Annotated in this window: 20 protein-coding genes and 1 pseudogene; 10 read left to right on the top strand and 11 right to left on the bottom strand. The window is 53.3% G+C overall.

The window, feature by feature from the left end; genetic code table 11:
* The first annotated feature begins 10 nt into the window (after positions 1-10).
* Complete coding sequence (locus KBY02_RS22375) at positions 11-493, top strand: hypothetical protein (protein ID WP_032657271.1); 483 nt, start codon at positions 11-13, stop codon at positions 491-493.
* Positions 486-2,933, top strand: a complete 2,448-nt coding sequence (locus tag KBY02_RS22370; RefSeq protein WP_225650763.1) for a PEP-utilizing enzyme — start codon at positions 486-488, stop codon at positions 2,931-2,933. Before KBY02_RS22375 ends, KBY02_RS22370 begins: the two co-directional genes overlap by 8 nt.
* Positions 2,934-3,010: 77 nt before the next feature.
* Here KBY02_RS22370 and KBY02_RS22365 read toward each other — a convergent pair whose 3' ends face one another.
* The 11 genes and pseudogenes from KBY02_RS22365 to KBY02_RS22315 all read right to left on the bottom strand — a co-directional run bounded on the left by KBY02_RS22365 (position 3,011) and on the right by KBY02_RS22315 (position 15,976).
* Positions 3,011-3,439 (bottom strand): DUF2628 domain-containing protein, encoded by a 429-nt coding sequence (locus KBY02_RS22365; protein WP_104652894.1) that lies wholly within the window; start codon positions 3,437-3,439, stop codon positions 3,011-3,013.
* A 377-nt stretch (positions 3,440-3,816) separates the two neighbouring features.
* The gene (locus tag KBY02_RS22360) at positions 3,817-4,368 is read right to left on the bottom strand and encodes a hypothetical protein (protein ID WP_003424320.1); all 552 of its coding nucleotides are present in this window, start codon (positions 4,366-4,368) and stop codon (positions 3,817-3,819) included.
* 63 nt (positions 4,369-4,431) lie between these two features.
* Positions 4,432-5,142, bottom strand: coding sequence for a hypothetical protein (locus tag KBY02_RS22355; protein WP_058823215.1), 711 nt, complete (start codon positions 5,140-5,142; stop codon positions 4,432-4,434).
* A gap of 290 nt (positions 5,143-5,432) precedes the next feature.
* Positions 5,433-6,053 (bottom strand): annotated as a pseudogene (locus tag KBY02_RS22350) (RHS repeat protein); the annotation flags it as partial.
* A gap of 453 nt (positions 6,054-6,506) precedes the next feature.
* Positions 6,507-6,941: an SMI1/KNR4 family protein gene (locus tag KBY02_RS22345; protein ID WP_055005647.1), complete on the bottom strand. Its 435-nt coding sequence runs from the start codon at positions 6,939-6,941 to the stop codon at positions 6,507-6,509.
* A 4-nt stretch (positions 6,942-6,945) separates the two neighbouring features.
* Entirely contained in the window at positions 6,946-11,190 is a 4,245-nt protein-coding gene (locus KBY02_RS22340; RefSeq protein ID WP_104652895.1) for an RHS repeat-associated core domain-containing protein, read from the bottom strand.
* 5 nt (positions 11,191-11,195) lie between these two features.
* On the bottom strand, positions 11,196-11,663 hold the full coding sequence (locus KBY02_RS22335) for a DcrB-related protein (protein ID WP_003318825.1): 468 nt from the start codon (positions 11,661-11,663) through the stop codon (positions 11,196-11,198).
* A gap of 34 nt (positions 11,664-11,697) precedes the next feature.
* On the bottom strand, positions 11,698-12,279 hold the full coding sequence (locus KBY02_RS22330) for a DcrB-related protein (RefSeq protein WP_003420357.1): 582 nt from the start codon (positions 12,277-12,279) through the stop codon (positions 11,698-11,700).
* 11 nt (positions 12,280-12,290) lie between these two features.
* The gene (tssI, locus tag KBY02_RS22325) at positions 12,291-14,135 is read right to left on the bottom strand and encodes a type VI secretion system tip protein TssI/VgrG (RefSeq protein ID WP_104652896.1); all 1,845 of its coding nucleotides are present in this window, start codon (positions 14,133-14,135) and stop codon (positions 12,291-12,293) included.
* 72 nt (positions 14,136-14,207) lie between these two features.
* Positions 14,208-14,936 (bottom strand): hypothetical protein, encoded by a 729-nt coding sequence (locus tag KBY02_RS22320; RefSeq protein WP_104652897.1) that lies wholly within the window; start codon positions 14,934-14,936, stop codon positions 14,208-14,210.
* Entirely contained in the window at positions 14,933-15,976 is a 1,044-nt protein-coding gene (locus KBY02_RS22315; protein WP_046722315.1) for a hypothetical protein, read from the bottom strand. Before KBY02_RS22315 ends, KBY02_RS22320 begins: the two co-directional genes overlap by 4 nt.
* Before the next feature lie 587 nt (positions 15,977-16,563).
* Between KBY02_RS22315 and KBY02_RS22310 the strand changes: the two genes are divergently transcribed.
* The 8 genes from KBY02_RS22310 to tri1 all read left to right on the top strand — a co-directional run bounded on the left by KBY02_RS22310 (position 16,564) and on the right by tri1 (position 21,022).
* Complete coding sequence (locus tag KBY02_RS22310) at positions 16,564-16,869, top strand: hypothetical protein (protein WP_003434873.1); 306 nt, start codon at positions 16,564-16,566, stop codon at positions 16,867-16,869.
* Positions 16,870-16,921: 52 nt separating this feature from the next.
* The gene (locus KBY02_RS22305; RefSeq protein WP_104652898.1) at positions 16,922-17,233 is read left to right on the top strand and encodes an immunity protein Tsi6 family protein; all 312 of its coding nucleotides are present in this window, start codon (positions 16,922-16,924) and stop codon (positions 17,231-17,233) included.
* Between the two features lie 123 nt (positions 17,234-17,356).
* On the top strand, positions 17,357-17,662 hold the full coding sequence (locus tag KBY02_RS22300) for a hypothetical protein (protein WP_181134011.1): 306 nt from the start codon (positions 17,357-17,359) through the stop codon (positions 17,660-17,662).
* Between the two features lie 159 nt (positions 17,663-17,821).
* Positions 17,822-18,130, top strand: a complete 309-nt coding sequence (locus tag KBY02_RS22295) for a hypothetical protein (RefSeq protein ID WP_104652900.1) — start codon at positions 17,822-17,824, stop codon at positions 18,128-18,130.
* Positions 18,131-18,484: 354 nt separating this feature from the next.
* Positions 18,485-18,814 (top strand): immunity protein Tsi6 family protein, encoded by a 330-nt coding sequence (locus tag KBY02_RS22290; protein WP_225650761.1) that lies wholly within the window; start codon positions 18,485-18,487, stop codon positions 18,812-18,814.
* Positions 18,815-18,834: 20 nt separating this feature from the next.
* Complete coding sequence (locus tag KBY02_RS22285; RefSeq protein ID WP_181134012.1) at positions 18,835-19,359, top strand: hypothetical protein; 525 nt, start codon at positions 18,835-18,837, stop codon at positions 19,357-19,359.
* A gap of 217 nt (positions 19,360-19,576) precedes the next feature.
* Positions 19,577-19,903 (top strand): hypothetical protein, encoded by a 327-nt coding sequence (locus tag KBY02_RS22280; RefSeq protein WP_060408887.1) that lies wholly within the window; start codon positions 19,577-19,579, stop codon positions 19,901-19,903.
* A 21-nt stretch (positions 19,904-19,924) separates the two neighbouring features.
* A complete protein-coding gene (tri1, locus tag KBY02_RS22275; protein WP_060408886.1) occupies positions 19,925-21,022 on the top strand; it encodes an ADP-ribosylarginine hydrolase Tri1 in 1,098 nt (365 codons plus the stop codon).
* Positions 21,023-21,083: the final 61 nt, after the last annotated feature.

Below are 21,083 nucleotides of genomic sequence, written 5' to 3'. Positions count from 1 at the left end.
AGGACCTGGTATGCCGCTCTCTTCTGACACCCTGCGCCGTACGCTGGTGACCTGGCTGTATGCCGTCGCAGTTGCGCATGTGCTGGGCAGTCTGGTGTTCACCTGGGCAGGCTTTTCCGGCTTGCTCGATGGCTATCTGACTAGCCTCGAGCAGGCGTTCTGGACCGAGGCGGTTCCCGCCGCTGCTCGCGCGCAACAGGTCTGGTGGATGGCGCTGTTCGGCGCAACGCTGCAAACCTATTCAATGTACATGCTGGCGCTGGTGCACTTGGGCAATCGCCTGAAAAGCGCCATGCCCTGGGGCTGGCTGATTGCGGGCCTGCTGCTGTGGGCGCCTCAGGACATCCTGATTTCCGTGCGTGGGGGCGTTTGGTCACATGTGTGGCTCGATCTGGCGGCGCTGCTGGCGTTGTTGCCGCCGCTGATCTGGCTGTATCGCCATGATCGCCGCACTTCGGCTGTCCACTCGTCGAAGGACCCTCGTCATGTCTGACTTGCCGCTGCTGTATCTGCTGGCGGGCAACGGCAGCAGTGCCGAATGGTGGGACGACGCGCTGCCGTATTTTCAGCAGCATCAGGTCGTGCCGCTGGAGCTACCGGGCTTCGGCAATAATCCTCAGCCACCCTGCGAAGACCTCGCCGCCTACGCCGATGCGCTGTTGGCGGCGACCGTGAAGGGCAGCGCCATCGTCGCTGTGGGCGTCAATGCCTTGCTGGTCATTCATGCCTTGCAGCGCCAGCCCGGGCACTTCTGCAGAAGCGTGTTGCTGGCACCGGTGGGAGCTTTTCTGTGGCAGCGGCGTTTGCCTGCGCTGATGTCGCCGCTGCCCATTCGCAAGACCATTCACTGGCTGCTGGCCAACAAGCCCACGCTGTTTGCGCACAAGTTTTCCAAGCAGCGCTGGCCTGCCGCGCACTACCAGCGCATGGGTTCCGGTTACGCCCGCTGCCGTGCTTTCGTGCCGTATTGGGACCTGTTGCGTGCCGACACCGCGCTGCCGCTGCTGGAGTGGGTTCAGGATTCGATAGAGCTGGTCTGGGGCGATCAGGACAAGGTCCTGGGCATCGAGCAGGCAGCCGCGTGGTCGGCCATTCTGGCGCGTGCCGACCTGACCATCAGCCTGAAACCGGGCTGGGGTCACTACCCGTGGATCGACGCACCGGCCGAGTTTGCGCAGTGGCTGGAGTCGGGCGAGCGCGGCTTCGTTGCGCACACCAAAGGCGGCCGTCTGCGTCTGGCGGCCATTGCCGGGCAACCGGTGCCCGAGGCACTGTCTCTGGAACAGGGCGGTGACTCGGCCTTGCCCGCGTTTCTGGCCCGTCAGCCTGACGCTATCTGGGCCGTGCGCTCGTCCAGCTTCGGTGAGGATCAGGCCGATGCGGCCAACGCCGGTCTGAGCACCACTTTTCTTCGTGAGCCCGGCCACAACGTACCCGCGCGCGTCGCAGAGCTGCACAACGCTGGCGTCGAAGAGGTTGTGGTGCAGCGCTTCATCACGCCGGTGCTTTCCGGCATCGCCTTCGTGCGTCACCTGTCGGTCGAGCTGGAGTGGGTGGAAGGGCACCTGGAGTCGCTGGCCGACGGTCAGGCAAGCCCTGAACGAGCGATCATTTCCCGCCTCGGCGCGGCCTGGAGCAGCGGCGACTTCAAGCCATCCCACGGTTTGACTGAGGAGGCGCTCTGGGACTTCCTGCAGGGCGTTCTGCGCGTATTCCACTACGTGCCGGGCGACGTCGAGTGGGCCTGGGATGGCCGCCAGTTGTGGCTGCTGCAGTACCGCCCGATCAGTGACTACGGCTGGCGCCGCCACCTGACCGCCGCCAATATTGCGGAGATCCTGCCGCCACAGCCCAGCAGGCTGGTCGAGTACGCACAGCGGCGTGCCGCAGGCAGCATCCCGGCGATCATGGCGCGTTGGGATTCACGCGTGTTGCAGGACAACGAGCCATTTACCGCACTGTTTGGCGCAGCTTCCTACATCAACAACGACCTGTTTCTCGCACGTCTGGCTGACTGGGGCATCGCCTCCAGCAGCTACGCCGACGAGGTCGGCGGCGCGACCCCGCATCTTCCGTGGCGACCGCTGCGTCTGGTGCGCTCATTACCGGTGTTTCTGCGGATGCAGCGCATCGCGCGTGGCCACTTGCTGACCCTGGAAAAGCAACTGCACCGCTTCGACCGAGAGCTGCATGCCCTCACGGCCCAAGGTGCTGACGGCCAGCAATTGGCTGACTGGTTCACCCGTTTCTACGTATTCGTCGTGCAAGGCAACCTGTGCATCGCCACCTCGCTGGCCAGCAGCGGCGGAGACCTGCTGGGACGTCCGCCGACCGCTTACGACGACCTGGAGCATTGCCCGCACCGGCTGCCCTGGGAAACCGACCCCGCGACCCCGCGCCCGGCAGCCACTGACCTGCCTTTACAGGCCTTCCCGACCTGGCCGGGTTTCATTCGCATCGCCCACCGCGCAGGCCTGCCGGGCATGCGCGGCTACTACCTGCAAGTACGCGAGTGGTATCGCGACAACCTGATGCGCCTGTTCTTCCGCCTGCATCACGCCATGCCCGGCGCCGACCGGGAACACTGGTTTGCGCCCCATCCGGACATTCGCAGCCGTGCAGGCAGCTTTTGGCAGGACGGCCGCGAAGGCACCGAGCAGGCCACCGGCTTCATGATCTATCCGGGCCAGGTCCAGGGCATTCTGGGCGAGGACATCCTGCTGGAAGACACCCTCGACCCCGGACGCCACGCGCACTACCAGAACGCCCGCGCGGTGATCGCGCGCATGGGCGGGCGTCTCTCGCACGGCTCGACGTTGCTGCGCGAACTGCGCAAACCCTCGGCCGTGCTGCCGCAGGTTGATCTGGCGTGGGTGGGGCGTGAAGTGCTGTATGTGGATGGGGAGTTGCGGCTGGTGGAAGGGCAGGCATAAAGCCCGAGGGGAGTTATCCACAGCCAACCCGCACGCTCATTGAGCGGTGCGGGTGCTCAGTTGGCTACGTCTGCAGGTCAGAGGCGCATGCCTTTGAACGGGTTCCAGCCTTGCTCGCCTTTCACTTCCTTGAGGTAGTGGGAGTAGTTGGCCGTCAGGGCGTACATCAGAGAAAACACGACGTTCAAGCCGGTGCCCAATGCTGCCGGAACCTCCATTCCGAGGATCCCGAAAAGCAGAGCTATAACGATGTTGACCGCGATAATGACGCCGATCAGCGCCAGATTTTTCTTCCACAGACCCAGTACAAAGAAATAAATCGGGCCGAAGAAAAACGCGATGATATTGGCGCAGACCAGCAGCTTCTTCTTGAAGTCAGGCAGCGCGTTCACTGCCGGCTTGAAGCGTGGATCGTTCGGCGCACCATACGTCTCGAAAAAATTGAAACGCTCTTGCCACTTGGCGCTGTGCTGGCCAGTGCTTTGGGTCTGATCTGTCGTGCTCATGGTTCTACTCCTTGTGTTCCGTGGGGTGACGTTTTCTTCCGGGAAATCCTGTGTCTCTGATGTTGCTGCTTTTGTAATCAGCGAGCGATTGTATGAAGTTTCCAGGTGGCGTACTACGTAATTGCTCCCCGAGCTCTTCATGCCCGCCTCGACAAGGTATAGCCAAACGCTTACACGCGGTGGAGGGATTTGGCCATTTCCGATCTGGTCCTTCCTCCGTAGTATTGGATCCATCAAGTGGTGAACAGGAGTTCACCAGGATCAAGGATGATCGACCATCGCCTCGGAGGCAGCCGACAGGGAGTCGGGATGGTCTTGGAAAAACCCGCTTCGGCGGGTTTTTTGTTGGGCGCGATAAAGTCCTCGTTGAGCCCGGGCTATTTGCGTAGCGCCTTTCTCTTGCGCAGGCTTTCACGATGCACCTCGAGATCCTTGCGCCGCCGCATCTCCTGACGGATCTCCTTGCGTTCGGATCGAATAATCCTCCATTGCATGCGCAACTCCCGGCCGCGCTCGCTGTTGAGCGATAAAAGGCCCAGCAACGGGAAAAGCAGCCCCAGCACGTAAAGCATCAATTCAAAACGCCGCCAGTGCGCAGGGGCAGTGGGCAACACGGCAAAAAAGCAGCTCACCAGAATGGCCGCCAATATCCACATTCCGCAGGCATGCCCACGACTCATCATGATGCCGCCGAAACTCAAGACCAGTGATACGCCCATCATGAGCATCATCGACTGGCCCGTTCTCTCCGGCTCATTTGGAAAGTACGCATCGACCATCGTGCCTGCGGTAATGGCGAGGGAAAATATGCCCATGAAGATCGGAGTCAGAAAGGACAGCAGATAACGCGAGCGGAAAGCGGCAACGTGACTGCGGTAAATCACCATAGGTTCCGGCGAGGCCCGCTTGCTGCGAGATTGTTTACCCATTTTTCTTCCTTGGTTGGGTGTTGCGGTTAGTTGTCTTCTTCGCTGATGGTCTGCTACCTGACTTCATTTGCTGAATGATATTACCCATTTCAAAAACCTACCCAGCCACCAGCGACTGCGTGCTTCACGAAGCTGTTCGATGTACTCGAACGTGTAAGACCGATTGTGCTTCTTTTCCAGCGCCAGGATTTTTTTCAGTATTCGGATGGCGTCCCTGTTCCAGTAAAGAAGGTAAAGATTGCTCAGTGCTATCCAGATACTGACCATAATGATCAGTTCTATAGGCCACACGATCATTGCAGCGATTCCGGCCACAATGACGCCTCCGCTCAGTAAGTTTCCGTTTCTCGTGCTGACATAACCGTGCACCATATATATCTTGTTATCTCTGGTCTCAAAAGACAGCTGACGTGATCTCGATTTTGTGAAGTAAATAAATAAAAATGAAACGAGCATCAGTAAGGCCGGAATCATCGCCCACGATAAAGCATCTGTCGTTGAAGCGCCGTATTCAGATTTTGCTATAAGATAAATAACGCTTGTATTCATGAGTAGAAATGAAGAGAAAAGGCCTGTGAAAGAATGAACTGCGATTGCAGTGAAGCTTTCGCTCAGGTAAATCAAATATATTGCCCGCATGAGTAGGGTAAAGAGGCCGAGGCATACCAGCCAGAAAAAATCAGATTTAAACGTCGACATTGTGCCAAATAAGGCGATCAACAAGAAAGACCCGTAAAGTCCCTTTTTTATTGCGTTGGGTTGTGGTTCTATCATGTTGTTAACTCAAGTTTTAAAAGCGAAATATAGTAAAATTTAATGGCTTGGTCTGAAAGATCATACATTAAATATTTAAGTGTATGACCAGTCGTCCCACTATTTTAGATGGTTGCCTTTTGACGAGTGACCTAGTCAAAGCGGCCGGTGCTGAGGTTCAGACGGTTGCCGATGTTGTAATACGGATGGTTAGGTGCTGGTCTATGCGATGAGGCAGTGAGGTCTAATTGCTGAGTTAATCGTCCTGGCAGCCTGCGCTCCATAAGTCACAGTCTTTCAATAATGGCCCACAGGTCGTGTGCGAAGTCTGTCTTCACAGCGGTGACGCCCAGTTTTCTGCCAGCGTCCGTCGGCTTGCGCTCGATTGACAGCAGTCGGTCGCCGTCGTCGTAGGCGTAGTCCTGACGCGCGTCGTCGTTGAGTTTGGCCAGCAGGCGACCAATCGGGTCGCGCTCCAGATGGGTGCTGCGCCGTGGCTGTTCGCCTTTCTCGCCGTAGCCGATTTCCTCGACCTGTGTCAGGTGTCCGCCGAGGTTGTAGCTGAAACGGCGGGTCAGGTTGTCGATGCGTTTTTCTTCGATCAGACGGTCTGCGTCGTCGTAGGCAAAGCGGTAGGTCGCATCGTTTTCGTTGGTCAGGGCGACGAGGCGAATGGCCTTGTCGTATTCGTAAGTGATGGTCTGCCCTTTGGCATCCTGTCGCCATTTGGGCAGGCCACGGCCGTTACGCAGCAGCTGGGTGGTCTGGCCTTTGCCATCGGTGTGGGTCAGGACCTGGCCCAGTTCGTTGTAGGTAAAGGTCTCGCTGGTACCATCCGGGTGGTTGATGCGCAGCACTTCGCCGTCGGGTTTGCGTTCCAGCGTGGTGGTGTTGTTCAGGGCATCGGTGACGGTGAACAGGTGATCGAATTCTTTACACAAGCAATTCGACATTGACGAGGTGCTCGCTGCACCTTTGATGTTGATAAGGCAATCCAAGTCGCTTTCATGGCAAAGTTTTTATCACCTTTGTACAAGGCTAGGATGGTATTGAAGTTGCCCATCTCAGTCAAATTTTTAAAGATCGCTACTGTGGCGCTAGGGCTATCTCATCGTGAAAGTGCAAGCCTCTAAAAAACCAGAGTTACAAAATACTAGCAACAAGCTTTCTTACAAGCTTCACTTAGACTAATTATATTTTTGTAGCCTAAATGAGTCTTATTATTAGGGCAAAGGCTAACAGCAAAAACCAGATGCCCTATCAAAAGAAAATAAATTTCCTACTCTATTTTTTCAACACTCTCTGTAGCTAATTCAATATGAGTGGTTTGAACCTAAGCTTACATCGCAAAGGTTTTTATTTGCGTAGCATTAATCATTAAATCGTCAAGCCTGTTCGAAATAACTTTCCAAGAAATCGTTAAAATTTGCCCACTGAGGTCTCAATTTTCCTTGTTTGAAATCCAAGAGCTCATTTCCCAAAGATACGCTAAGTACCTCGCCAGTGTCTCTATTATAGAAATAGCCACTTTCGCCCTCGAAGCTATCTAGCGGAATATACTCCTGTGGGAGCTGCAATGTTTCATGTGTGCTCTTCAAGTCTAGATCAAAATTGGTGTTTTTGGAGAACCAGCATACCTGATATATTTCCTTTCCGTGCTGCATGAATGTTGGACCGTCTTCTACGTGTAAGTAGAACTGAGCGAAATCAGATGATAAGTCAATACCCAGCTTCTTGAGCTCCACTTCATAATCTGCGCTAGCATCTTCATACCACCAGCCTTGTTGTTTAAAAAAATCTATCAGTTTTTTCGATATCATAGCTTTATCCGCAGTTTCCCGAAAGCTTAGGGCTCCCGGCTCTTCTGTTAATTTCTGTTTGCGCACGTCCTTCCCAGTAAGCGCCGCGATCACCGTTGAATAGGTCTCTATTAACAGGGTTGATCGGATGCTGTGCAGGTAGATGAGGATGCAACGCGTTAGTGTTACCAAATTTTTTATGTGTATCGGCAGATAACTCGAAGAGAGAGCCTAACCCATCTTGTTTAGAATGATGGAGATTAAGCTGAGAATAACTGCCATTCTTAACAACAAATGGACTTCTCCCCTCTGATGCGAGATCCAAGTTGGTCTTGACTCCTTCCCTTGTATTGACAGGTAGGTCCCAGTCTATCACTTGCTGATAAACTGTATGTGTACTACCGGATGGAGCGGTGAATGAGGAGGGTGTAAAAAATCCAGTTAGTCCAAACGGATCAATCCATCCGTTGGTATTAGGGGCATACTGATAAAGATTAAACCCACCCAACAACCCAATCGGATCCTGCGTAGTAAACCGCCCAATCTCCGGATCATAATACCGAAACGTGTTGTAATGCAGCCCCGTCTCGGCATCAAAATACTGCCCTTGAAACCTTAGGTTCTGCTCAACCTCGTTCACCACCAGCTTTTCCACCGCACCCCACGCCCGGTACTTGGCCTGCCAGACGATCTGCCCTTCTGCATCGGTCATTTCCAGCGGTGTGCCGATCTGGTCGGTGTGGAAGTAATAAACCTTGTTCTCTACCTCGCCCTCTTTCTCATCCACGCGGGCCAGCGGCGCGTAGCTGCCGGGCTCGTAGATATACAGGCTGCTCTGTCCCGGACTTTCCTCACGCAGCATGCGCAAGCCTTGCCAGAGGAAGCGTTTGTGGTCGGTGTGGCCTTTGATCTCGGACTGTTTGGCGACTCGCCTGCCCAAACTATCGTATTGGTAGCTACTGGTGCTTTCCACCTGCGTGTCAGCCATGGTCTCGGTTTTGACCAGGCGGTTTTCGCAGTCGTAGGTGAAGGTCTGCCAGCGCACGATGCCGACGACTTTTTCGATCAGGTTGCCCCAGGCGTCGTATTTGTATTCGTGGTTCGCCCACTGTTTGAGGCGGTTGTCTTTGACGTGGTCGAAACGACTGGTGTTGAAGTTGAGGCGGTTGGCCGCAGCGTCGTAGCGGAATTCTTCGCCATCGACTACTCGACCGGTGTTGCGCGCCAGCAACTGGCCGTTGGCTTCGTACTCGTACTGGGTTTCGCCGCGCAGCTTGTCGAGGGTGCGGCTCAGTTCGCCGGCAGGGTCGTATTCGTAGCGGCGGTGAATCGGGTTGTAGGCGTGTTCGACGTAACGCTCCGGCTTTATGAGCGGGTTCTGGATCTGCGACAGTTTTTCAGCAGGCAGGGTGGTTGCGTACTGCCAAGCCTTGCGACCCATGCTGTCGTAGCCGAAGCAACTGGTCAGCTTGCCCTGTGTGCGATAGATCTCGCGGTGCAGATCGTCGCGTTCCATGTCGCTGATCAGCTGGCCATCCAGATTCATCTGGTGCAGGTGACCGCTGCCGTAGTACAGGTGATTCAGGTGCTGGCCGGTAGGAAGTGTCAGCGTGGTCAGGTTGCTGAGCGGATCGTACTCGTAGGCCAGTGCGCCTTGGGGTGTGGTCTCTTTGATGAGGCGGCCGAGCAGGTCGTAGGCAAATTCCAGTTTCTCGGCGGCAACACCGAGTTTTCTGCCGGTGTCCGTCGGCTTGCGCTCGATTGACAGCAGTCGGTCGCCGTCGTCGTAGGCATAGTCCTGACGGGCATCGTCGTTTAGCTTGGCCAGCAGGCGACCAATCGGGTCGCGCTCCAGATGGGTGCTGCGCCGTGGCTGTTCGCCTTTTTCGCCGCAGCCGATTTCCTCGACCTGTGTCAGGTGCCCGCCGAGGTTGTAGCTGAAACGGCGGGTGAGGTTATCGATGCGTTTTTCTTCGATCAGACGGTCTGCGTTGTCGTAGGCAAAGCGGTAGGTCGCATCGTTTTCGTTGGTCAGGGCGACGAGGCGAATGGCCTTGTCGTATTCGTAAGTGATGGTCTGGCCTTTGGCATCCTGTCGCCATTTAGGAAGGCCACGGCCGTTACGCAGCAGCTGGGTAGTCTGGCCTTTGCCATCGGTGTGGGTCAGGACCTGACCCAGTTCGTTGTAGGTAAAGGTCTCGCTGGTGCCATCCGGATGGTTGATGCGCAGCACTTCGCCGTCGGGCTTGCGTTCCAGCGTGGTGGTGTTGTTCAGGGCATCGGTGACGGCCACCAGGTGGTGGCGTTCGTCATAGCGGTAATAAGTGCTTTTGCCCGAACAGTCCTGAAAGCGCTGCACTTGCGCCAGGTTGTTCCACCACAGGTATTTGGACTTGAGCGTCGGGTCGACGATGGTGTGCGGCAGGCCGTCCTCACCGTTGAGGTATTCGGTCTTGTGGCCCAGCGCATCGATCTCGGCCACGAGGTTGCCTTTGGCATCGTAGTTGGCCTTCCAGGTGCTGCCATCCGGGTAATCAACCTGAGTGATCAGCGTCGTCAGGTGGTGGTACTGGTAGCGAATACTGCGGCCCAGCGGATCGGTCTCCTTGAGCAACCGGGCGAACTCGTCGTACTCGAACGCCAGCTGATTGCCATCGGGCAGGGTCAGCCCGGTCATGTTGCCGGTGTCGTCGATCTCGATGACGTAGTGATCGCCACTGTAGTCGCGGCTCGAGGTGACGCGATGGTCCTTGTTGTAATGAATTTCCAGCTCGCGGCCCAGTACGTCGGTGACCCAGGTGGTGCGGGCCTCGCGGTCGTAGCGGAAGTGGAAATGCTCACCATCGCTGGTCTGGTGTTCGACGACACGCGGCTGGCCGTCGATGATTTCCCAGCGGTACTCGCAGGTCAGGCCCAGTGCGTTACTGTGGCGGGTCATGACGCCATCGGTGTAACTGAAACGGCGCACGGAATCACCGTTGCGGTTGAACACCTCAGCGAGCTGACCGTTACTGTCGTAGTGGTATTGAACCAGCGTTTCGACAGCCTCGTTGTCGACGATGCGCTTGACCGAGGTCAGGCGCGTGGTCACTTCGTCGTAATGCAGGTGTACGCGGATCCCGCCCGTTGCGCTGATGTCGGTCAGCGTGCCTTGTTCAGTGCGGGTGAAATGCAGGAAGTGACCGAGTGCGTTTTCGATACGATCCAGCGGGACCGGCTTGTTGTCGTCAGGCACTTCGCCGAAGTAGAAGAAGATGTTGTCCAGCGTCTGCAGCAGGTAGTGACCACCCTGCGTGCAGACCAGATAAACCTGTTCGTGGGGGTTGTAGATGCGCTGGCCGGGCGCTATGTCCACGAACGGTACGGTGCGGCCCTGGTTGTCCGTAAGGTAGAGGAAGCTGCCGCGCTTGCGCAGGCTTTGCTCCCACGGCAGCACCCAGCCTTTGCCGAGTACGCTGTCGACATTCAGATTGCTGGCGTAAAAACGCGACCATTCGATGGGCATCAGGCCCGGCAGGCTGAAGTCGATCTCATCCGGGATCAGCTTGCGGCCAGTCGTGGTGTCGACCGGATTGCCGCTCAGGCCGCCGATTGCACTGCGCATCACAGGCTCAACCACGTAGCGACTGCCCACTTCGCCGGCCACGAAACCTGCGGTGAACTTCATGGCGCAGGGCAGCACTGCTTTCATGCCAGCCTGCGTTCCGGCCTTGAGCAGCTGTGCAATACCACCTGCCGCACCCGCCACGGCCATCAGCACATCGACGGTAGTGCGCAGCCAGCCTGGAATTTCGTCGTCCACTGGCAGATAGCGATACCTGCCGCCGCCGATAAATACGTTGTCGGAGCCGCCGGAGATGGTCGCGCCACAGGTCAGCTTGTCGCCTTTGCGCGCCGCCGCCACACTGTTGATGAAGACGTTGGTCGAGCCTTCGGCAATCTTGACCGGCCCTGGATGTTTGTCACAGGCACCAATGCTTTTTTCAACATGCGCCGCCTTGCGGTTGTTGATGTACACATTGGGTGAGGCCGTGATGATCGTGCCGGAAGGGGAGGAAAACATACTCCCTATCGCCTCTCCTGCGGCGGTGAGCAGGCTACCTCCGACGCCTGCTGCAAGTCCTGCCAGAAGAGCCACGCCGAACCCGCACGTGAAGGTTGCGATTGCCACCGTCGCAATGAGCGCAATACCGAGCACAGCCCCGATCAGGAAGCCCCCCAGGGCGCCGGTATGCGATATTTCGTCACCAAAGCGCGCGGCCTCGAACATGAGCGTTACTCCTGTTCGCTACCGTTGGCTGGAGAAGTGTCGGCCACGCGAGGCTGGAAACTGGCCAGCAAGTTTTCCCAGTCCTGGGTCTGCTCGGCACTGAAGTCCGTCTGGGACGTGGTCGAGAATACGATCGCGCGCTCAGGCTCGATCAGAAACGCCGCCTGGCGTTGATAGTAAGGGCGCCCTTCGGTCATGTAATACGCGTCGATCTGAATACCTTCGAGAGGGGCCACGGTCGATAGCGAAACTGCTTTTCTGTTCAGCAGCGTGTAACCGCGCAGCTTGGACGAAAGCATTTTGACCTGGCGATCAACATAGGTTTTCAGGTGCTCGGAAGGTAGCAGAGTGTCTCTGGAGACTGTAATGCTCAGCGGGGCAGGCAGCGTCGAACCCATGACGAACATGTTCACTGTGCGGTCCTGAAATCCCTCTGGCAGCTTGATACTGCCTTCGTGCAACTCGTAGTCCATGTGATAAGAATTCCTGAAATCAAAAAAGAAACAATCACTGTGCGGCGAGACCGCCCAGCATGCTATCGAAATCCGCCAGCCAGAGGCTGAGGTCCGGTTTGGTCGGATCGATCAGGCAAGAAATTTCCAACCACTGCAGCACATCCTTTCCGGCAAGCGGAACAAGCGCACCTACCAGTCGTGCGTGTTGTTCTGCGCTGCCTTCTTTGAAGTGGAAATCCAGCGCTTTCGCAGTACAGCCCACCAGGGTGCAGTCCCGCCGACGAATAATACGGAGTTGAGGGTCGCGCTCACGAAAGGTCTGCACCGAGCTTTCGAAAAGTGCTTCCAGCGCCTCACCCTGCATTACGTCTCTGCGTTTGACAGACAACATGAGCGGCTCGCCTTTGTACTCAAGCGTAACCTGGACATCACGAAACAGGGCGCCCTCAGGAAAGGCCAGATTAAAGCCACCAAAATTGAAACTGCTGGGCACGTCCTGCAATGGCGTGATCGGTTCTGGCTCAGGCTCGGGGACAGCTTCAACGACCGGAGCTTCCAGCGCCGCCTTGCGTGCTGCCTCCTCATCCGCAATACGTTTTGCGGAAATACGGTCGTAGAGACTTGTTCGTTCCATGCCCTGCGTTCTCACTTGTTGATGTCGACTCGGTCACCTTTGACGAAGGTGCTCTCGCCAAGAACATTGATCACTTTGCCTTTTATCTGAATGCCTTCCGGAGTGATCGAGATGCTGCTGTCGCCCACTTTGAGAAGGATGTACTGCTTGGCATCCACCTGAATGAATTGGTTGTCGACCTTTAGCGTAAACGACCCCTGCTGCACGTTCGTCACAGTATCTTTCTGGATGATTTCCGTATTTGTGCCGCCGACCGTCACCTTGCGGTTATTGCCCACCTCGTGCTTTTCATCCAGCTCGATCTCGGTGTCCATGTTGCGCTCGGCATGCATGATCACCTGTTCGGCACCGGCCTTGTCTTCAAAGCGGAAGAAGTTGGCCGTACCGCCATCACCCTTGGCCGAACGCGTCAGGAAACCACTCTGGGTCTTGTTGGCAGGCAGCGACCACGGCGGCGTGTTCTGGCTGTTGTACAAACTGCCCATGACGAGCGGACGGTCAGGGTTGCCATCAAGGAAAACGACCACCACCTCGTCACCGACACGCGGGATCTGCATGCTACCAAAACCGCCACTTGCGCCGGATTGAGCGACGCGGACCCAGCAGGAGCTTTTGTCATCAAACTTGCCGTAGCGGTCCCAGTGGAACTGCACTTTTACCCGGCCCATTTCGTCGGTGTAGATTTCTTCGCCGGGCGGGCCGACAACGATGGCGGTTTGGGGGCCGGAGATGCCTGGCTTGAGCAGATCCATCTGAGGCCGGAACTTGATTTTTTTGCGTACGCAATAAATTTTATTGGCGTAACCCGCCTGACTGCCCGAGGTGTAATTATTGCTGCCGCGATGCTCGATATTCATTAACAGGAACTGCCGATCATCGGGAGAGCCCGTGTCATGCTCGTAATGTTGCGTCAGTTCAAATGTGTAACCTGGACGCATCGCCCGACAGTTACTCGACCCTACGAATGTCTTACCTTTTAGCTCCAGTGCCTCGATACGATTACGCACGAGGAGCTCACCATCTTCGTGCGTGCCGTGCGTGTACTGCCCCATGTAATCAAAGATTTCATACGACGGAACATCGCCTTGCTGATTAAGGCTGTTCATCGTGACGGGAATACGATTTCCTGGCTGCCGGTAATCGAAGGTTTGTACCGAAATCTTGCCAGCCTGGAATTCCCGGGCTGAACTCCAGTGGGTGATGGAGTCAGAGGTTTCGGTTACAGAAGCTGTATGGAAGCGAACCTGGGGCTGCTCTGGAAGCGGTGTGAGTACAGTCGAGTCGTCCATGATGATCAGCGTATGGCTGTCCGCCGTATGCTCAAAGTAGAAGAACAAACCCTCCTGCTCCAGCAGGCGCATGACGAAGTGACTATCGCTTTCGCGGTATTGGGTGATGTAGCTGTATGGCTTGAGCGTGCGATTGACACGGAACTCGTACTTCGCAAGCCCATCGTAGCGACCAAATACCTTCCGGATCACCTGCTCCACTGTCTGATCCTGATAGATCTGAGAATCGTACCTCTGCGCAATCAGGCTCAACCACGAGCCTATGTAGGCTGAATAGCGCGACATGCCACCGTCGCTGCCATTGTTACCGAAGCTCAATACGTGACCGTTAATGTAACGGCTGCCTCCGGTGGCGAGTTCGATTTCAATGGTCGCGGACTGCCCTATAGCGGACTTAAGCTTTACGCTCGCATCATCAGAAATCAGATCGAGTTGAAACCCGAAATCAGCCGATAAACCTTCACTACCGGCAAAGGAATCAAGCAACAGCTCCTGGCCACCCTTGAGGGCCATCGTCAGCTTGAACAGTCGCCTGTTCTGCGCCGTAAACAGTGAGGATAGATCCATCGCTTCCACTACTCCTTAAGCCGGTACAACGCTAGGAGGCTTTATCAGCCCGCGCGTAATTATCATCGAAAATCAGGCTCCCGGCGACTTGCGCCGGGAAGCGACCCACTGGAATAACCTGCTCAGCCACCAGCGTCTACGGGCTTTGCGAATTTCATCAATCTGCATGAATGTATAGGGGGTTGGCATCGTTTTTTGGTGGAGGCGCAGGTCACGCAAGCCTCTGATTATGTGACGTGCGTGGAATAATAACGCTATCGAGAAAGTCGTTAACCCAAACATCGCAACCATCCCGGCGGTAAGGGCTCCTGCTGCTTTGATAAAAATGCTTGCTGCCAGGGTGGTTGCGCCAGCTATTAAGAGAGGATTGTAAGCAATCGATTTTTTTTGCTTTTTTTCTGGACGTGGCTGGACCTTGATTCCATCGTATTCAAATGGATGAAATGATGGCTTGCCATTGACCAATATCAGATACGTCAACGATGTAATCCCAAATGGGACGAGTCCCGCCATGAGTGCAGGAGCGCTTGCTTTGCCCCAAAATTTTGTGGCAACCAAATAAGCTGAGAGAGAAGCAAATGAGCAGAAGATGCTTGCTATCGTAACCAACAAGGAAGTCATATATAAAGTAAAGCTCTCGCATACATAGACAAGGTACAGAGTCCACGTTATTGCGCATAAGAAAATAGTAAAATAGACAGGTAAAAAATATTTAAAGCTTGAAAGTCCCAAAGCTAGTATGGAGACCAGAAAAACAAACAAAAACCAGCTGAATTTTTTCAGGTTTTCTGAGTCGATCATTTTTGTTTCTCGATTTCTAAGGCTTTTCCGATCATCTCGTCAATTCCGAACTCAACCATCGCCCATTGCGCAACCAGACCCACGCCGAAGCTGACGGCTACGACAACAACTAAGGGCGCTGCAGGAACCGCAAAAAAGGTGGCGCCGGCCGCCATGGCATAACCGGTTGCCACACCGAAACCAGCGGACACAATGTTAGTGGGCTGACTATGAACAGACTTGTTATAGAACTCCAGATTCGTGGAGGAGCTTGAATAATCCAGGTACGCTTGAGGTCCCACTGCCAGAGCAATGCCAACAGGGTTACTGCCCATAAACTTCAGTACTCCTGTCCCACCTTCCGCATGCAAGTGTGCTCGCTGACTCAAGGCCGCTTTCGTATTTTTCACTGGTACATGGGCGACTGAAGGTCCGATCGCATCGAGTATCTTGTAATGCTTTGCAACGGCTGTGACAGGTATCTCAAAAAATAGCTGACCTTCTTTAGCAATAATTTTAATACTGCCTTTAAATGTCTTTCGCGCCGACCGTGCGCCGGGCGTGCCTCTGCTATCTGCCCATGCGTTAAGTTTGGCTTTCTGCTCGGGCGTCATATCCAGTAAATCAGTCACCTTTCTGCTCTGTGCGGCTGCCATAGCGCCACTTGCGGCAGTCGCTATAGTCCCTGGCCAATTCCCTCCCGAGAACATGAGAGGGCCAATTACCGGAATGTTTTCAGCGGCCGTTTGCAAGGCTTGTAATGCTTCAACCGATACGTTGATTGCGTACTTCAGTTTTTGCAGGAGTTTGCGCAGTAGCAGAGCAGCACTTTTGGACTCATCAGAACTCATTTGCTCATCGCGAGATGAAAGCTGATGCACCAGGTACACCGCAGCTGTGTAATCATCAGTTGCGTACAGTCCTGCAAAGCGCCCAGGCTGCATGTAGAAGTCCATGGCCGATTCGCCTGCAAACCCCTGCTGACCACTACCCAGCAAGCCAGTCTGCTTGCGCTCACAGGTCAGAGCTGCGGAGGTAGGAGGGGTCAAGAATTTATTCATGCGCGTGCCTCGTTGACTGCCGCATGACGTCGGCATTTATCAAGCTGATCGGTCCGAAAACCAAATCTACCAAAATTGACGAGATAGCAATACTTTTGATGCCATCGCCGCCGCGAGGGGCCGGCCTGATCCATGGTCATGTACATATCCTTGAACGTACGTACGTCTGTTGCCGCAACTGAACGCGAGTCAGGGCTTGGAAATTGAAGCCGTCAGATAGCAACGTATCCCTTTATTCGGTATTTTTCTACGTTTCACGTCTATCAAAAAAGTGCAATATTTCCGAAAAAATCGTAGGAGACGTACTACCTCAGCTTCTTCCAAGACCTTCTGCTCCTACCGAGCCACCGAGTGAGACAGCCAGAAAATGTGAAAGTGCCGCAGACTGACCAGAAAGCTAATACTTTTCTTAGAGCCTTTTCGGTCTTACAATTCTTGAGGGAAAAAACCTGGCCTCTGTAAGGTGCCAGTCATACGGCGGGACTGACACGGCGGCCCTTGTTACGGCACCCATGGACCACGTTCCTGGTAGGAAGCTGTACAAAACTGAGTGGCTCCTGTGAAAGCCCAGGTTGCAGGAGATTAAAATGGACATGGATAAAGTTGAGTTCTCAGCAAAAAAGTTGGAAGATAAATTAGAAGAGTACTCACCGAAAGATCCTCAGGCATTACATCTCCATAATGACCTGAGACCATTGCTGGAGTTGGCAAAGTCGAGGCGGATTTTAACCCCTATAGAGGTGGGAGCCGTTCCGGGGCGTTATCGCTTTACCGAGAATGGGCTTCAAGAATACAGTGATTTAGAGCATGCATTTGCTGTATTTTCAATTGAGATTACGGGCGGGGAACCTCCACTTTTAAAAATACTTCGCGCAGAACGAAATCGAAAATAGCTCGTCCGTTCTGCAGTGATGAAGCGTATTCTGTATTAGGGGCAAGCCGATAATAAGGTTTAAGTCCGCCAAGGAGTTCATAGATCATGCTGTTTTACTTGCCGAAATGCGTATAAGTCGACACCCTGCGTTTTCGATATACGCAGCAGTTCTAAATCAGCCTCTCTATATAAAATCAATTCTTGAGGTTGTTGAGGCAGACAAGTCCGGACTTCACAAACTTTTTATCGGGGCCCTTGCAGTCAAGAGGTTCAAAGAAAAAGATTACGTGCTGGCACAAGTCCCGGTGGATGCTTATTACATTGCGAATCAGTCAGCAAACGGGCTGGAAATTAAACTTCCCGAAGGGTTGTGGCATCCTTGAGGAATAAATTTTATAATAGTTGCCCTGTGCAGAAAAATTTGCAATTTTCTCTCTTGGGGCCGGTTGTAGGTTTCTGCTTTCCTTCGTCCTTCTGTAAATTCAGCTGCCGCCAAAATCATTATTATGAATATTGAACATCTTAAGCAAAAAACGCAAAAGCTGCGTGAAGTGATTGAAGATTTGAAAAAATCAGATCACGTGGTTGAAAAGCTTCGAGCTGAGATCGAACCACTGATGAAGCTGGCCGAATCTGGCATGATAACAGTTAAGTTGCAGTGGCGAGACATTCCAGGGCGTTATCCATTTACCGAAGAGGGTTTGCAACAATATCCTCATCTTGAGCATGCTTTCGCAGAGTTTAGGATTGAGCTGACTGGTGGAGAGACTCCTTTGTTACGTAAGTTGAAAAGGGAAATGGGCGAGGAGTGAAGGTGAGTGTCACGGGCATTTAGATTTTGCTTTGTGTGGCTTACGTGCCTTGCTATCTTGATGCTGCATGACCTGCTTTCTGAGATATATATTATATGCACTGGTGAGAATTAGCTAATGCCCAGGATAACATGCGCCATAGCAAATAGGAGTAATATTATGGATGTTGAAGCTTTGAGAATGGCAGCCACAACGCTTCGTGACAAACTTGAATTTTATAAACATCGCGATCCTGATGCTTCAATATTGCTATTGGATCTTGAGGATTTGCTTTCCCGAGCAGAGCGAGGCCAAATCACTGAAATGGTTGAGCCGCGAGATATTCCAGGTTACAAGCTTTTCACTGAGACAAGTTTACAGTCATATAAAGATTTGGAGGCTGCTTACACAGATTTCTATATAGAACTCATAGAAGCACGAGAAGCGGAAGCTTACAAAATGTTGGCGGCCAAGATGGCTAAGGACTGAAAGTTCCATGATTAGGTAATTGTACAGCGTGGTTTCTAAGTGGTTACACAGTGAGGCGAAGATGTTTTTATGCTTTCCGATAAACCTTGAATTCTTCTGGTTTTAGATAAAAGGGAAAATGAAAAGCAGAGAGGCAGTCGAGGAATGCTAGATAAATGATGGTTCGTATAGGTCTCTGATGAGGTTAAAAGCAGCCATAGAGTTTTCAATATGAAAACTCCAGTAGATACTGAGGTGTACATAGGTAAAATGGGCTCTCGGAGTGGTTCTCATGGGTGTGTCACGTTGTTGTCAAGCCAGGGACTATTAGAGATTTGGTTTCGGATCAATAAACTTCATTTGATGGGGTGCGCTATGATATTTAATACTGCGCTGGAGTATGTAAATCACGCTCTTCTACTTGCTAAGGATCGGTGCGCTCGTAATCCCCAGTTTCCAATTTATACATCGGTAATTAATCAACTCATCTATGTCAAGGCGGTTTTCGAGGGGGTTGAGAAAGACAAGTCGAGGTTTCATGATTTGTCACTTGGCGCTCTAGGAGCTAAGGAGTTTGAAGATACGGACTACGAGCTGGCTCGAGCCATTATGGATGTGAACTATATAGCGTCTCAATCAGCTAATGGGCTAAAAGTAAAGTTGCCCACAGGCATCTTATACCAAGATCCATTCGTTAAGCGATGATTCAGATGGGGGGAGGCTCTATGTCACCTGCACTGTTCAGATTTGGAGCGGCGGTATTCGTTTTCTTCATGACATTGGTCGGTGTTTTTTCAGTTTACTGGATGTGGGAACATGTACTCCCTCTCTACGGGCGTATATATAGAAATGCACCTGTGGTAGAAACTCCTTACCTTGCGTTCTGCCTACTTATGGTTCCGCCCGCCGTGCTGCTAATCATAATTGGAGGCTCTATAGCCGTATGGACAGGGAAGAAATTTGATCCTCCAAATAATTCTTTTTTGGGGGCTTTCCAAAGTTTGATGCTCAAGATTTCTGTCAAGACAATAATCTATGTTGTGCCCTCCATAGCTGTATTGACTACTATTGTGTTGCTTGCTAGAGACTATACGCCGTGTCCAAAATTGCTTATTTCTGGTTCGGCATGGCAATTATTTTGGGTGAACGATGAGCGAGTTTGTTTTAAGCCGACGCGTTACATTAATGATGGCTGGCCCTGCAAGATGGTGGGCGACCAAGAATATTGTATGCAGGTAGACGGGAAGTGAACTTTAAATTGCAGCGGCCTTACATTTATTTTTCTTTGACAGCTAATGCTTTGATTTTTGGGCATAGTCTATTAAGTGGTGACGTCCATAATGATTTTATCTTTATAGTTAATTATTCGTAAGAATGGCAGAAAATGAAGCTTGTTGTAGGCGCTTTTTGCACAAATTGATAGGCTTTATCTATGAGGTTGAATGATTAAGGCTCTAAAGCAGTCATATGAAATTTAACGACACTTTTTTCAATCGCGACCTCATGCTCTCCTTGGGCACCGAGGAAACCTCCGGCCGTTTTTATTTATCGTTCCCGGTGAGCAATGGCTTGATCGATTATGAGGAGTATTACGAGATCGACAAAGCCAGCTTTGATCTTTTCCACACAGATCTCATTGCTGCACATGCTTTCGCCACGACATGCCGCAGGAGAGAGCGGGATGATTTTTTGATCCTGAAGCCAGGAGCAAAGCGGGGAACGGCTATTTGGCCGTTAACAAGCGGTATAGATTCGGGCAACAGGGAGCAGCTTCCATACTGCTCTGCACCTTGAAAGATTATCCTGGAAGGACCCATGATCGACTTGAGAAGCCCCAACGACATGCTCGACCACTATGTTGAGCGCTACGATCATCTGCTGCCAGCACCTTCCGCGCAGCTACTTCAACGCATGGATTACATGCTGAAGCCTGATGCACCCAGGCTGCCGAGGGGCAAGCCCGATTGGATAGCATCACGGACGTGTACCCTCAGCGAAGAACAGGCGCTGGACCGTGCGAAGGGGTGCCTGCTCGGTATGGCCATTGGCGACGCGGTGGGCACAACACTGGAGTTTTTGCCTCGTGATCGTAGCCACGTTTTTGACATGGTCGGTGGCGGCCCTTTCAAGCTCAATCCCGGTGAGTGGACCGATGACACCAGCATGGCGCTCTGCCTGGCAGACACTTATCTTGCGAAGGGCAATTTCGACCTTATCGATTACGCGGCCAGACTAGGCCGCTGGTATCTAAGCGGCGAAAACAGTCACAACGGCAGATGTTTTGATATCGGCAATGCTACTCGAACTGCGGTCGAAGAAAGACTGAAAAATGGCGGCCTTTGGTATGGAAATGCTGCTCCATCCAACGCTGGTAACGGCTCAATAATTCGCTTGGCCCCAACTGCGATATTTTGTCGACATTCGCTCTCAGCTACTTGGCGTGATAGTGCCGCCCAAAGTCAATGCACGCATCGAGCACTAGAGGCCATCAGTTGTTGCAGACTTCTCGGTGCCCAGTTGCATCTGGCCCTAAATGGAGCAGACAAAGAAGAGACCCTTTCTCCGATGATTCGGCCATTACGACCGCGAGCTTTGATCATCAACGCCGGCGAATACAAGGAAAAAAACCGCGACCAGATCCGCTCCTCCGGCTATGTCATCGACACCCTCGAAGCAGCCCTTTGGGCCGTTTGGAATACCGACAATTTCAAAGACGCCATTCTGCTGGCCGCCAACCTGGCTGATGATGCCGACAGCGTAGCCGCCACTGCCGGACAAATTGCAGGCGCTCTGTATGGTGTGTCGGGTATGCCTGAGGAATGGGTCAAGAAAGTCGCATGGTCCGAGCATATTCAGGGGCTGGCTCAACAGTTGTTCGAGCGTGCGCCGCTGCATGACCCTTTGGGCGACTGATAGGGAAACGCGCGTGCTCTCTCCGAAGATCAGCTCACAGCCCCTGACTTTTATCGCGTCT

It is taken from the genome of Pseudomonas sp. P129, from assembly GCF_020312195.1.
GTDB classification, from domain to species: Bacteria; Pseudomonadota; Gammaproteobacteria; order Pseudomonadales; family Pseudomonadaceae; genus Aquipseudomonas; species Aquipseudomonas fragariae.
The sequence above is the reverse complement of the archived record's forward strand: the minus strand, read 5'-3'. Positions and strand labels throughout refer to the sequence as shown.